This is a genomic window from Nonomuraea sp. NPDC003560 (genome assembly GCF_042878785.1).
Classification (GTDB): Bacteria; Actinomycetota; Actinomycetes; order Streptosporangiales; family Streptosporangiaceae; genus Nonomuraea.
In genome coordinates, this window is the sequence record NZ_JBIAOF010000001.1 from 787,174 (window position 1) to 800,431 (window position 13,258).

Consider the following 13,258-nt stretch of genomic DNA (forward strand, 5'->3'; position numbering starts at 1 on the left):
TACCCCTCCCGTATCCCATCAGGCTCCGACATAAGGGGACTTGGGGGAGGTTTGACCGGAAGGTCAGGCAGGCGGCAACTCCCCGGACCCCCGGACGACCAGCTCCACGGGAACCGTGATCCGCCGCGGCTCGCGGACGGGATCCAGCAGCAGCTCCACCGCGCCGCGCGCCAGCCGGCCGATGTCGTACCGCACCACCGTCACCCCCGGGCTGAACAGGCCGGCCAGCGCGAAGTCGTCGAACCCCACGTACGCCGGCCGCTCGGGACGCTCCCGCAACGCCTCCAGCACGCCGATCGCCGCCCGGTTGTTCGTCGCGAAGAACGCCGTCGGCGGGTCGGGCAGGTCGAGCAGCCGCCCCACCTCGTACGACACCCGCCCGGGATCGAACACCCCGCGCACCACCAGCGCCTCGTCGGCCGCCGCGCCCGCCTCGTGCAGCGCCGCCCGGTAGCCGCGGGCCCGGTCGTGCACCGAGCTCAGCCCGTCGTCGTCGGAGATCAGCGCGATGCGGCGGTGCCCGTGGGCGAGCAGGTGCGCGGTGGCCGTCCGGCCGCCGCGCTCGTCGTCGAGCCTGACCACGTCGGCCCGGTCGAGCCCGCGCGGCACGCGGTCGACGAAGACCGTGCGCGGGCCGACGTGCTCGGCCAGCCAGGAGTGGTCGGCCGGCGAGGGCACGACGATCAGCGCGTCCACGCCCCGCGCGTGCATCGACTCGATCAGCATGCGCTCCTTGTCCGGACGCTCCTCGTACGAACCGAACACCACCAGCGCCTCGTGCTCGGCCGCGGACGCCTCCACCGCGGCGGCGAGGCGGGCGTAGAACTCGTTGGAGATGTTCTCCATCACCAGGCCGAGCGTGAGCATGGTCGCACCGCGGGCCAGCCGGGCGGCGGCCTCGTTTCGGCGGAAGCCGAGCGCGCTGATCGAGTCGTGCACCCGCTGCTGCAGCGAGGCCCGGACGTGCGGCTCCTGGTTGACCACGCGGGACACCGTCTTCAGGCTGACGCCCGCGTGCCGGGCGACGTCCGCCATGGTGGGCTTACGCGTTGTCATAGTCTGCCCCCATGGAGGATGAATGGATCTGCGGCCGGATGGGCGAGGACGAGCCGTGGACACTGGGCGCGGTGAACCCGCCGGTGTTCGAGAACTCGTTGTTCACCTTCGGGACGGCGGCCGAGCTGGGAGCCGCGATCCGGGACGAGGACGAGCGGTACGTCTACGGCCGCGGCACCAACCCGACCGTCGACGTGGCGCAGCGCAAGCTGGCCGCGCTGGAGCGCGGTGAGCGGGCCAAGTGCTTCGGCTCGGGGATGGGCGCCATCTCGGCGACGATCTCCTCGCTCGTCTCCGCCGGCGACCACGTGCTGGTGCTCGGCGCGGTGTACGGGCCGACCACGCAGTTCCTGCGCTACCTGGAGAAGTACGGCGTCACGCATACGCACGTCGACGACCTCGCGGGATGTGACAGCGCTATCAGGGCGAGTACCCGCCTACTCTACTTCGAGTCGCCCTCCTACATGGCGTACGCGATCGTGGACATCGCCGAGGTGGCGGCCTGGGCGCGCGGGCGCGGGCTCGTCACGGTCATGGACAACACCTGGTCCACGCCGCTGTTCCAGAAACCGCTGACGCTGGGCGTGGACCTGGTCGTGCATTCGCTCTCCAAGTACGTCGGCGGGCACAGCGACCTGGTCGGCGGCGTGGTGGTCGGGCCGGCCCGGCTGATCCGGCCGCTGGCGCTGACGGAGTACCAGCTCTACGGCGCGGCCATGTCGCCGCACGACGCGGCCAAGGTGATCAAGGGGCTGCGCACGCTGCCCGTGCGCATGGCCGCCCACCAGGAGCGGGGGCTCGCCGTGGCGGCGTTCCTGGAGGGGCATCCCGCCGTACGGGCGGTGAACCATCCGGGGTTGCCCTCGCATCCGGGCCATGCGACCGCGTTGCGGCAGATGTCCGGCTTCTCCAGCCTGTTCAGCATCGAACTCGCCACGGACGATCGCCAACAAGCCGCACTTTTCCTCGATAAATTGCGACATTTCAGGATCGGGGTGTCCTGGGGAGGCTTCGAGAGCCTGGTCAACGCTCCCGCCCTGACCGTCGAGGAGAGCGTACGGGCCACCATGGGCATCCCCGTCGGCCTGGCCCGCCTGTCGATCGGCCTGGAGCCCGCCGCGACCCTCGTCGAGGACCTGGATCAGGCGCTGAGCGCCCTGCCCGGCCCGCCGCGTCCGATATCGGGGTGAACGGAATACCCGACCGCTCATCGCGCCGAACAGACCTTTCACCGCAGGCCATCCCCAACTAATCGCGGTACGCGAGCGGCTCGCCGAACAGCACCCCCACGGCTCTCCACGACGGGTAGGTTGCGCTCTTACGTTGAGCGTGATCCGCATCACAGTGGAGGTCTCGTGACGACCCAAGAACATGACGCGTCCGTCTATGAACAGGTTCAGGAGAGCAGTGAGTTCCAGGAGTTGAAGCGGCGTTTCCGCCGCTGGACCTTCCCCATGACGGTGGCCTTCCTGGTGTGGTACCTGCTGTACGTGGTGCTGTCCGGCTGGGCCCGCGGCTTCATGGGCATCAAGTTGTTCGGCGATGTCAACGTCGGGCTGATCTTCGGGTTGCTGCAGTTCGTCTCGACGTTCCTCATCGCGTGGGCGTACGCCCGGCACGCCGAGAGGAAGCTCGACCCGATCGCCGACAAGCTCCGTCACGAGGTCGAGGAGAAGACGCAGTGAGTTCCACGACCCTGGGGATGATCCTCTTCCTCACCTTCGTCGCCGGCACCCTGGCCATCACGTTCTGGGCCAGCCGCCAGACCAAGACGGCCGCCGACTACTACGCGGGCGGCCGGTCCTTCAGCGGCGTCCAGAACGGCCTGGCGATCGGCGGCGACTACATGTCGGCCGCCTCCTTCCTCGGCATCGCCGGCATCATCGCCGTCTCCGGCTACGACGGGTTCCTGTACTCCATCGGGTTCCTGGTCGCCTGGCTGGTGGCGTTGCTGCTGGTGGCCGAGCTGATGCGCAACTCCGGCAAGTTCACCATGGCCGACGTGCTGGCGTTCCGGATGAGCCCGCGCCCGGTGCGCACGGCGGCGGGCGTGTCCACGATCGTGGTCAGCATCTTCTACCTGCTGGCCCAGATGGTCGGCGCGGGCGCGCTGGTCGGCCTGCTGCTCGGCATCACCAGCGAGGCCGGCAAGGTCTGGACGATCATCGGCGTCGGCGCGCTGATGATCGTCTACGTGGTGTTCGGCGGCATGAAGGGCACCACCTGGGTCCAGATCGTCAAGGCCGTGCTGCTGATGACCGGCGCCGCGCTGGTGACGCTGCTGGTGCTGGGCAAGTTCGGCTTCAACCTGTCGTCCCTGCTCGGCCAGGCCGCCGCCACCAGCGGCCCGAAGGCCAACCCCGGCAACTTCCTCATCCCGGGCCTGAAGTACGGCACCGACGCCCAGGGGCTCGCGGGCAAGATCGACCTGATCAGCCTCGGCCTCGCGCTGGTGCTCGGCACGGCGGGCCTGCCGCACATCCTCATCCGCTTCTACACCGTCCCCACCGCCAAGGACGCCCGCAAGTCGGTCCTGTGGGGCATCGGCATCATCGGCGTGTTCTACCTGCTGACCCTGGTGCTCGGCTTCGGCGCGGCGGCCATCGTCGGCAAGACCGACATCCTCAAGGCCGACAAGGCGGCCAACACCGCCGCCCCGCTGCTCGCCGAGCGGATCGGCGCGCAGATCTTCGGCGACGTCGGCGGCACGATCCTGCTCGCGCTCATCGGCGCCGTCGCCTTCGCCACGATCCTGGCCGTCGTCGCCGGCCTGACCCTGGCCTCCTCCTCCAGCTTCGCCCACGACCTGTACGCGCACGTCTTCAAGCGCGGCGGCGCCAGCGAGCGGCAGGAGGTCGTGGTGGCCCGCGTCTCGGCGCTGGTCATCGGCGCCATCGCGATCGGCCTCGGCATCCTCGCCCAGGGCCAGAACGTGGCGTTCCTGGTCGCCCTGGCCTTCGCCATCGCGGCCTCGGGCAACCTGCCGGCGATCCTCTACAGCCTGTTCTGGAAGAGGTTCAACACGGCGGGCGCGGTCGCGGCCATCTACGGCGGACTCGGCTCCGCGCTGATCCTGGTGATCTTCTCGCCGGTGGTCTCGGCCCCGCCGCCGCCCGCGGGCGCCGCGGTGACCGCGCTGATCCACGGCGTGGACTTCCACTGGTTCCCGCTGAGCAACCCGGGCATCGTCTCCATCCCGCTCGGCTTCCTGTTCGGCTGGCTGGGCACGATCCTCAGCAAGGAGTACAACGCCGCCAAGTACGCCGAGATCGAGGTGCGCTCGCTGACCGGCGTGGGCGCCGAGAAGGCCACCGAGCACTGACCCCGCCCTGTGCGTGACGGGGCCCGGCCGCTCACCGGCCGGGCCCCGTCCGCGTGCGAGACCAGCCGCACCCCGCCGGTGGACGCCCTGAACGAGCCCGGCGGACCCGCCTGCCCGCGAGGGACGGACGGGCCCGCCGGCCCGGTCAGCTTCCGACCGGCTCCGCGCGCAGCCGCGCCGAGTGCTTGACCAGCGTGATCAACACCTCGCGGCTGGAGTCCCGCTTCCGCGCGTCGCACATCACGATCGGGATCGACGGGTTGAGCTGCAGCGCCAGCCGCACCTCGTCCAGCTCGAACGTCGGCGACCCCTCGAAGCAGTTCACCGCCACCACGAACGGCGTCCCGCGCCGCTCGAAGTAGTCGACCGAGGGGAAGCAGTCGGCCAGGCGGCGGGTGTCGGCCAGGATGACGGCCCCCAGGGAGCCCTCGGCCAGCTCGTCCCACACGAACCAGAAACGTTCCTGGCCGGGGGTGCCGAACAGGTACAGGACGTAGTCGGTGCCCAGGGTGATGCGCCCGAAGTCCATGGCCACCGTGGTGGTGCGCTTGGCCTCCACGGAGGTCAGGTCGTCGACGCCCACGCTGCGGTCGGTCAGCACCTCCTCGGTGCGCAACGGCCGGGTCTCGGACACGGCTCCGACCATCGTCGTCTTGCCCGCCCCGAACCCTCCGGCGATCAGGATCTTGATCGCCGTCGGGAGGCGCGGGCGCTCAGAGCGAGCGAAGACCATCGAGCACCGCCCTGTACATCTTCATGTCATGCATGTCCACCTCGGATTGCGGTTCCTGGGCAGAGACGAGTTCGCGGTCGAACAGGTCGCCGAGCAGCACGCGGATCGTGCCGGCCGGCAGGTTGAGGTGCGCGGCTATCTCGGCGACGGACTTGGGTTCACGGCAGAGCTGGAGAATGCGCAGGTGTTCGGGGTCCAGCCCGGCGTCGGGGCCCGGCGGCGGACCCACCGCCAGCGCCATGGAGATGAGGTCGAACTTGCCGTGCGCGGGCTGGGTCCGCCCGCGCGTGACGACGTAGGGCCGGATGATCTCCGGATCTATCCAGTGTTCGTCCGTGGACTCCTCCGTGGTGCTCACCGGTCGCTCCTGGCGACGGCCTCGGCGTTGCGCGCGCCGGAGGTGAGGTACTGGCCGACCCGCGCCACCAGCATCGCCATCTCGTACGCCACCAGCCCGATGTCGGCGTTCTGAGCGCACAGGACGGCCAGGCAGGCGCGTTCGCCCGCGGTCGTCACGATCAGGAATTGCGACTTCCACTCCACGACCGTCTGCCGCACCGCGCCGCCGGCGATGTGGTCCGCGACGCCCTTGGCCAGGCTCTGCAGGCCGGAGGCGACGGCCGACAGGTGCTCCCCGTCGGTGCGCTGCAGACCGGCGGACGAGGCCATGAGCAGGCCGTCGGAGGACAGCACGATGGCGTGCTCGGCCTCCTTGATCCGGCCGATCAGGTCGTCGAGCAGCCAGTTGAGGTCGGTGCCCGCGGTGGGCGTCATGTCGGGCCTCCCGTCGGGAGCCGGGCCGCGGCGGTCATGCCTCGCCTCCCGGCTGCTCTTCCATCAGCCTGGCCGCCTCGTTGCGGCCAAGACGGGTGCCTGACTGCAGGGATCCCATCATGGCGCGGATCTCCTCGGGCGAGCGCTCGTCATCGTCCTCCTCGAAGTCGGGCTGCGTCGGCGTGTCGTCCCGCAGCGCTGGCGCCAGGTTGGCCTGAGGGACTCGGAACGGCAGGCCGGACGGCGTGAACTCGGTCACAGGCTGCTGCTCCGGTTCCGCGGGCGGTTCTGGTTCAGGTGAAGGCGAGGGTGCTGGTGCCGGGAAGGGGGTGGCCACCGCGTGGAGCGGGGCGGGGGTGGGGGCGGGTGCGGACATGGGGGCGGGACGCGGCGGGGTCAGGGTGCGCACGTTCTCGGCGGGCCGCGCGACCGTCGCCAGCGTGGTACCGGTGCTGGTCCGGCGCGGCAGGCTCGGCCGGGTGTCGCCCTCGGGGTGCCGCGGCGCCGGGTCGAGCTCGACGAGCTCCTGCGGCAGCAGCACCACGACCGTGGTGCCCCCGTACGGGGAGGGCTTGAGCACGACCTGGATGTCGTGCCGCCGGGCGAGCTGGCTGACCACGTAGAGCCCCAGCCGGGCGGTCCCGGAGATGCGGAACTCCGGCGGGTCGGCGATGCGCTCGTTGGCCGCGTCGAGGTCCTCGGGCTTCATGCCGAGCCCGCGGTCCTCGATCTCGATGACGTACCCGTTGGCCACGAGCTGGCCGCTGACCTGCACGTTCGTGTACGGCGGCGAGAACGACACGGCGTTCTCGATCAGCTCGGCCAGCAGGTGGATGACGTCACCGACGGCCCGGCCGACGAGCACGACCTCGCCCATCGGCATGAGCGTGACGCGGGTGTAGTCCTCGACCTCGGCCAGCGCGCCGCGCACCACGTCCACCATGGGGACGGCCCGCCGCCACGTACGGGCGGGTGACGAACCGGACAGGACGATCAGGTTCTCGGCGTTGCGCCGCATCCGGATGGCCAGGTGGTCCAGGCGGAAGAGCTCCTTCAGCTCCTCGGGGTCGGTCTCCCGGCGCTCCATCACGTCGAGGACGGTCAGCTGCCGGTGCACCAGGCCCTGGGTGCGGCGGGCGAGGCTGAGCAGGATGTCGCGGATGCTGCGGCGCAGCTCGGCCTGCTCGGCCGCGACGCTGACGGCGGTGTGCTGCATGGTGTTGAACGCCTGGCCCACCTGGCCGATCTCGTCGTCGCCGAACTCCAGCGCGGGCGCCTCCTTGGCGACGTCCACCTCCTCGCCGTGGCCGATGCGCTCGACGATGCCGGGCAGGCGCTCGTCGGACAGCTCGTGCGCGGCGTCGCGCAGCTTCTGCAGCTGGGCGAGCAACTGCCTGGTCGTGGTGATGGACAACACGATCGAGGCGATGACGGCGATCAGGCCGAGACCACCGGCCAGGAGCAGCCGTACGATGACGCCGATGGCGACGGGGACGATCCGGTCGTACAGGCGGTCGCCGCCCGCCAGGGTGGTGGCCTGCATGCCGGCGAGCGTCCCGTCGGCCGCCACGCGCCAGCTCTCGCCGCTCATCGGCAGCGGGCCCATGCCCGGCTGGTGCTGGACGAGCTGCGCCTCCATGGCCTGCAGCCGCACGACGGACTCGCTCTTGAGCCACGCGTCGAACCCGGCCCTGTCCTCGTCGGGCAGGCTGTCCAGCGCCGCGGTCAGCGTGTAGTGGAAGATTCCCGACGTCTTGACGAACTCGGCGTGCTCGTTCTCGGTGAACGCGCCCTTGGCGAAGACACCGGACAGGAGCGCGTCCTCCCGGGCCAGGAACTCCCGCGAGCGGGACATGTCCGACAGCGTACGGCCGATCTTGGCGATCTCCTTGTCGTCGAAGGCGGCCACGGAGTCGTACATGCGGTACATCGCGTCGATGGCGTTGTTGTACTGCCGCGTCGCCTGGGACAGGTCCGCCTTGCCGCTGTCGATCGCCTTCCGTGCCGCGACGAGCTTGTCCAGCTCGACGTTGACCTCGGCGATGTGTTCGAGCAGCGGCTCGTCGGAGGCGAGATCGACCACGTTGCCCTGGGCCGTGGAGGTGAACTCCGCGCGCAGGGAGTCGGTCTTGGCCCGCTGGTCGCGCATGCCCTTGTCGACGGTCCGCGAGCCCGCGCCGAGGTGGGCGACGGTCAGCCGGCGCTCACGCTGCAGCTCGACCAGCAGCGGCTCGCTCGGCTCGACGATCCTGCTGTCGACGGTCGCCGCCCAGAGCAGGTTGACGCCCTCTCTCAGCGTGACCCACGCCGCGAACGCCCACAGGAGGGTGAGCGACACGATTAGCGCCGTGACTTTGGCCCGCACACTGGCATTACGGAAGCGCATGAAGCCCTCCGGAAGAAAAAACCACTCGGTCAGCAGGCCATGTCAAGACGGAGAAAGAGGTACTCCAGGATTCCGACACTCGGGTCACCCTAGCAACGCCTGAATACTGCCTCAACACGCTAGAGCACCATAAGGCGTACTATGTCCTATTTTCACACCTGGAATTTCCTTCGGTGTGACATATTGTGACATGCTGAGCGGCGATGACCGCGGCCCGCACGATGGCTGTCGGCGAGTAAAGGTCCTTGTCATGCCACAGTGGTGGATAGTCGGATAAATTGGCCGACCGAATCAGGTACTCATAACCGCGTCGCGCGGCCCGTTCGCATCGTTCGTCCGGCTCGGGACCGGACAGCAGGAGAGCCTGCATCCCGTACGCCGTCTCCTCCGGCCGGCCCGCCCACCGGCCCCAGGATCCGTCGGCCCGCTGGGTCGACAGGATCCACTCCCGGGCCCGGCGCACGGCCTCGGCGTGCCGGGGGCCGCCGAACTCGCCCAGCGCCAGCACACAGCTCAGCGTGGCGTAGTACGGCGAGGCGTGCCACCTGTCGCTCCAGCTCCCGTCCGGCCGCTGCCGCTCGGCCAGCCAGCGCGCCACCCGCTCGATCCGCGCCCGGTACGGCCGCGCCGCCGCGGGCCTGGCCCGCGCGTACTGGCCCAGCGCGTCGAGCACGTGAGCGTTGACGCTGACGGAGGAGCCGTCCTCGCCCTGCCAGGTGCAGAAGTGCGCGCCGGCGTCGAAGGCCGCCAGCGACGAGGGCTCGTGCGGCACCCCGAGCAGGGCCAGGGCGTAGAGCGCGACGCTGGTGGTGTCCGCGTCGGCGGGCAGGCCGGCTCCCGCGGGGGTGCCCTCGGGCCCGATGGCGGCCCTCAGGTCGGCGGCCATCTCCGGCGGCACGTCCACCGGCACGCCCGCCCTGAGCAGCCAGCTCAGCACCCAGGCCCGTTCGAAGACGGTGATCGGCAGGCCCACGGGCACCGGGCCGCCGTACCGGAGGGCGACGGCCTCCAGGTGGTGCCTGGCCGGCCCCGCGCCCTCCGCCTCGGGCCGGGCCGACAGCCAGGCGGCCGTCGCGGCCGGCGAGGCGCCGACGGTGCCGATGGGCGTGGGCCGCACCCCGCCCGTCGCGCCCACGACCTCCAGCACGTGCTGGACCTTCTGCGGCGGCTCGCCGCCCGACTCCAGCAGCCGCCTGATCCGGCCGAGCCGCGTGGTGTCCATGCCGGGCGGCAGGGGCAGGGGCGGCCCGTCCACGTGCTCGTTCACGAGCCGGACGAGGGCCGGGACGATCAGCTCGATGGCCGGCGTGTCCGGCAGGTCCGACGCCTCGGCCAGCATCGGACGCAACGCCTCCAGTCCCGCCTTGACCGCCGGGAGCAGCGCGCCGGGGTCGCCGTCGCCGCGCGCGACCGCGCTGAGCAGGGCCTCCGTGGCGCTCAGCGTGGGCACCAGCGCGTAGCCGTCGGGAGGGCCCCACGCGCCGTCGCCGCGCTGCCCGGCCAGCAGGTACGCCACCCGCTCGCGGTGCCCGGCCAGGTCGGGGACGAGCGAGACCAGGCGCCCGGTCTCGTAGACCGACGGCGACACCTGGCCCCACGGCTGCGCCATCAGCTCGCCCACCAGGAGGCCGGCCTGTTCGGAGAGGTTCACGTCGTCGCCCAGAAGTCGGACAGGCCGTAGAAGCCGGCGCTGTAGTCAAGCTGCCATGTCAGGTACGAGGCCGGGCGCGGATGGGCGTCGCGCAGGGGGCCGATCAGCGCGTGCGCCTCGCGGGCCAGCGCGGCCATCCGCCCGGTCACCTCGTCGTGGGTCATGCCGAGGGCGAAGGCGTTGAGGTCGCCGTACGCCTTCTCCCGGTGGTGCGTGGCCAGGTCGTTGAGCAGGCGCAGGTACCGTTGCACCGCCTCTCCGGCCGGGCGCAGGAGCTCCAGGGAGTCGGGCGCGCCCACCTGCCCGGTCGCGATCCAGTGGGAGACGGCCACGAAGTACGCGCCGCAACTGCCGGCGTTCGCCAGGTACTCCTCGACGGCGGGCGGCCGGTCGGCGCGGCTCCACTCCCATTCGCGGGCCATGGCGGTGAGCATGCGGCCGAGCTGGTCGCGCCAGGCGGCTTCGAGCTCCGGCGTGCTGCCCAGCGTCGCCCGCAGGTCGGCGGCGAAGGCCCCGGCGGGGGCGGCGGGGGCCGGCGACAGGCAGTCGGCGATCAGCGCGGCGACCTCCTCGCGCGTACCGGCCTCGTGGTCGATCAGCCGGTCGGCGGCGAACACCAGCAGCGAGGCCCGGTTGATCGCCCGCAGTTCCGCGGCCGTCGCCCAGGGCGAGCCGAACGCGCTCGCCAGCCCGAGCGAGGTGTAGAGCCCGGCGTCGAAAGCGGCGGCCGGGAACAGGTCGCCGAAGCGCGCGGCGTGCCGGGCCAGCTCCCGGCCGCCGGACACGGCCAGCGCGCAGGCGCGGCCGGTGTCGAAGGCGTTCACCGCCGCGCCTCCAGCGTCATGGTCAGGCCGCGCGGCGGGCGCAGCGAGGAGGCCAGGCGCGGGACGGGCGGCCGGTCCAGGTGCACGTGGGGGCGGTACCTGCGCAGGATGCCGGCGATGAGCAGCGGCGCCTCCATCGCGAACAGGTGCTGCCCGAGGCACACGTGCGGCCCGGCGGCGAAGGGCCAGTAGGCGTAGCGGTGGCGCGGCGCGGCGCCGTCCGGCGCGAAGCGCTCGGGGTCGAACGTGGTGGGACGGTCCCAGAACTCGGCCAGCCGGTGCGTCAGGTACGGGCTGAGGATCACCGTGGAACCCGCCTCGACGGTGACCCCGCCGATCACGTCGGTCGCGAACGCCGTGCGGGGCAGGATCCAGCCGGAGGGGTAGAGCCGCATCAGTTCGCTGACGAACATCTTCAGGTACGGCATGCGCGGCAGATGGCCGATGCCGACGGGGTCGTCCCCGACGACGCGGTCCACCTCGTCGTACACCTTGGCGGCGATCTCCGGATGAGCCTGGAGCACCGGCCAGACCCAGGACAGCGCGGTGGTCGAGGTCTCGGTCGAGGCGCCGTGCATGGCGACGAGGTCGTCCCGGATCCGGCGGTCCACGTCGGCGCCGCCGTCCTGCGTCCGGGCCCTGACCAGGCGCGAGACGACGTCGTCGCCTTCCTGCCGCTGGGCGCGGGCCTCGGCGATGCGGGGGTAGACGACCTCGTCGATGGCCTTGATCGCCCGCCTGAACGCCCGGTCGCCGGGCATCGGGACCTGCTCCGGCACGAACGGCAGCACCAGGCGCAGCGCCTTGGCGGTGACGGCGACGTCGTAGGCGGGCACCAGCCGGTTGATGTCCTCCAGCGAGATCTTCGCCCCGAAGAACAGCCGCACGATCACCGGGTGCACGATGGCCGACATGCCCTTGGCCACGTCGAACGGCCGCCCGGGGACGACGGTCGTGTCGATCAGCTCGTCCATGATCCGTGCCATGTTCTCGGCCATGGCGTTGACGTGCCGGGCGGTGAACAGCGGCTGGAGGATGCGGCGGCTCTCGGCCCAGTTCTCGCCGTCGGACAGGATCCCCTTGCCGAGCAGCGGCGCGAGCGGATCCCAGAACATGCCCTCGCGCAGGTAATTGGCCTGGTTGGTGGTGAGCACCTGCTCGACGTGGTCGGGGTGGGTGACGAGGTAGGGGCGGAAGGGGCCCATGTTCAGGCGTACGACCCGGCCGCCGGCTTCGGCGCCGGCCGCTTCGAGCGCGTGGACCGGTACCCGGTGTCTGGTGAGCCTGGTGAGGAAAGGGATAGTCCTGGTGGCAGTGGCAGTATCCGCCACGAGTGTGTCTCCCTTGCGCCCGTCTTACATAACGGACATTTGATGACGAACGTAAAAACCTAGGCTGGAGTATCACATGAGCGTGCATGTAGATTCAAGATCGAACATTGGCAGGAGCATCTCGTGAACCTCAGCCACCCCGGCGCCCGGTTGTCGGACGCCGACGTGATCGCCCGCTGTCGTCGCCTGGTGGAGCCCGCCATGCGAGCCGCGGTCGAGGGTCTGCATCCCTGGGGGGCCGCCATGGTCTCCTACAGCCTGGGCTGGTCGGACGCCGCCGGACGGCCGGACGAGGGGACCGGCGGCAAGAGCGTGCGCCCGGCCCTGGCCATCCTCAGCGCCGAGGCCGTCGGCGGCACCGCCGAACAGGCGCTGCCGGGAGCCGTCGCGATCGAGCTCGTGCACGCCTTCTCGCTCGTGCACGACGACATCATCGACCAGGACGAGCAGCGCAGGCACCGGGACGCCCTGTGGAAGGCGTACGGGGTGGGGCCCGCCCTGCTGGCCGGGGACGCGCTGCTGGCCCTGGCCGTCGCCCGGCTCGCCGACCGCCCCGAGGCGATGCGCCACCTGTCGGCGGCCCTCGTCGAGCTGGTCCAGGGCCAGACCGCCGACATGGCCTTCGAGAGCAGGCCGTGGAGCGGGCCAGAGGAGGTGAGCGTGGCCGAGTACACGCAGATGGCGGCGGGCAAGACCGGGTCCCTGCTGGGGGCGGCCGCGGCCGCGGGGGTCGCGCTCGGCGGCCGGCCGGACCTGTCCGAGCGCATGTGGCGCATGGGGGTGGAGCTCGGCGTGGCCTTCCAGATCGCCGACGACATGCTGGGGATCTGGGGGGATCCGCAGGTCACCGGGAAACCCGTGCACGGCGACCTGCGGCTGCGGAAGAAGACCGTGCCGGTGCTCGCCGCGCTGGGATCGGGCGAGCCCGCGGCCGCTCGCCTGGCCGACGCGCTGGCCTCGGGCGAGACCGACGACGCGGCCCTGACCCTGGCCGCCTGCCTGATCGAGGAGGCGGGCGGCCGGACGATCGCGGACCGCCTGGCCGCCCGGCACCTGAAGGCGGCGCTGGACGTGCTGGACGAGTGCCTCCCCGACGCCGTCGAGCTCAGGGAGCTGTGCCTCTCGCTGGCCGGCCGCGCCCGCTGACCTCGCCGGTCGCCGCTGCCCGTGAGGGGCCGGCG

At 71.3% G+C, this 13,258-nt stretch carries 12 protein-coding genes; 4 read left to right on the forward strand and 8 right to left on the reverse strand.

Annotation, left to right across the window (positions count from 1 at the left end):
• Positions 1-63: 63 nt before the first annotated feature.
• A complete protein-coding gene (locus ACFYUV_RS03695; RefSeq protein WP_387664453.1) occupies positions 64-1,056 on the reverse strand; it encodes a LacI family DNA-binding transcriptional regulator in 993 nt (330 codons plus the stop codon).
• A gap of 11 nt (positions 1,057-1,067) precedes the next feature.
• Between ACFYUV_RS03695 and ACFYUV_RS03700 the strand changes: the two genes are divergently transcribed.
• The 3 genes from ACFYUV_RS03700 to ACFYUV_RS03710 all read left to right on the forward strand — a co-directional run bounded on the left by ACFYUV_RS03700 (position 1,068) and on the right by ACFYUV_RS03710 (position 4,378).
• A complete protein-coding gene (locus ACFYUV_RS03700) occupies positions 1,068-2,246 on the forward strand; it encodes an aminotransferase class I/II-fold pyridoxal phosphate-dependent enzyme (RefSeq protein WP_358285277.1) in 1,179 nt (392 codons plus the stop codon).
• A 165-nt stretch (positions 2,247-2,411) separates the two neighbouring features.
• The gene (locus ACFYUV_RS03705; protein ID WP_387664455.1) at positions 2,412-2,741 is read left to right on the forward strand and encodes a DUF485 domain-containing protein; all 330 of its coding nucleotides are present in this window, start codon (positions 2,412-2,414) and stop codon (positions 2,739-2,741) included.
• Positions 2,742-2,758: 17 nt separating this feature from the next.
• On the forward strand, positions 2,759-4,378 hold the full coding sequence (locus tag ACFYUV_RS03710; protein ID WP_387665301.1) for a cation acetate symporter: 1,620 nt from the start codon (positions 2,759-2,761) through the stop codon (positions 4,376-4,378).
• A gap of 145 nt (positions 4,379-4,523) precedes the next feature.
• Here the strand turns inward: ACFYUV_RS03710 and ACFYUV_RS03715 are convergent, their stop codons facing one another.
• The 7 genes from ACFYUV_RS03715 to ACFYUV_RS03745 all read right to left on the reverse strand — a co-directional run bounded on the left by ACFYUV_RS03715 (position 4,524) and on the right by ACFYUV_RS03745 (position 12,077).
• Positions 4,524-5,111: an ATP/GTP-binding protein gene (locus tag ACFYUV_RS03715; RefSeq protein WP_352324453.1), complete on the reverse strand. Its 588-nt coding sequence runs from the start codon at positions 5,109-5,111 to the stop codon at positions 4,524-4,526.
• Entirely contained in the window at positions 5,092-5,469 is a 378-nt protein-coding gene (locus ACFYUV_RS03720; protein ID WP_352356948.1) for a DUF742 domain-containing protein, read from the reverse strand. The genes ACFYUV_RS03715 and ACFYUV_RS03720 overlap by 20 nt, the downstream gene beginning before the upstream one ends.
• Positions 5,466-5,885 carry a roadblock/LC7 domain-containing protein gene (locus ACFYUV_RS03725; protein WP_358285281.1) on the reverse strand — a complete coding sequence of 140 codons (420 nt, stop codon included), beginning with the start codon at positions 5,883-5,885 and terminating at the stop codon, positions 5,466-5,468. Before ACFYUV_RS03725 ends, ACFYUV_RS03720 begins: the two co-directional genes overlap by 4 nt.
• Positions 5,886-5,919: 34 nt before the next feature.
• Positions 5,920-8,223, reverse strand: coding sequence for a nitrate- and nitrite sensing domain-containing protein (locus ACFYUV_RS03730; RefSeq protein WP_387664459.1), 2,304 nt, complete (start codon positions 8,221-8,223; stop codon positions 5,920-5,922).
• Positions 8,224-8,410: 187 nt separating this feature from the next.
• Positions 8,411-9,922: a prenyltransferase/squalene oxidase repeat-containing protein gene (locus ACFYUV_RS03735; RefSeq protein WP_387664462.1), complete on the reverse strand. Its 1,512-nt coding sequence runs from the start codon at positions 9,920-9,922 to the stop codon at positions 8,411-8,413.
• Positions 9,919-10,746, reverse strand: coding sequence for a hypothetical protein (locus tag ACFYUV_RS03740; RefSeq protein ID WP_387664465.1), 828 nt, complete (start codon positions 10,744-10,746; stop codon positions 9,919-9,921). Before ACFYUV_RS03740 ends, ACFYUV_RS03735 begins: the two co-directional genes overlap by 4 nt.
• Entirely contained in the window at positions 10,743-12,077 is a 1,335-nt protein-coding gene (locus tag ACFYUV_RS03745) for a cytochrome P450 (protein ID WP_387664468.1), read from the reverse strand. The genes ACFYUV_RS03740 and ACFYUV_RS03745 overlap by 4 nt, the downstream gene beginning before the upstream one ends.
• 123 nt (positions 12,078-12,200) lie before the next feature.
• Between ACFYUV_RS03745 and ACFYUV_RS03750 the strand changes: the two genes are divergently transcribed.
• A complete protein-coding gene (locus tag ACFYUV_RS03750) occupies positions 12,201-13,223 on the forward strand; it encodes a polyprenyl synthetase family protein (protein ID WP_387664470.1) in 1,023 nt (340 codons plus the stop codon).
• The last annotated feature ends 35 nt before the right edge of the window (positions 13,224-13,258 follow it).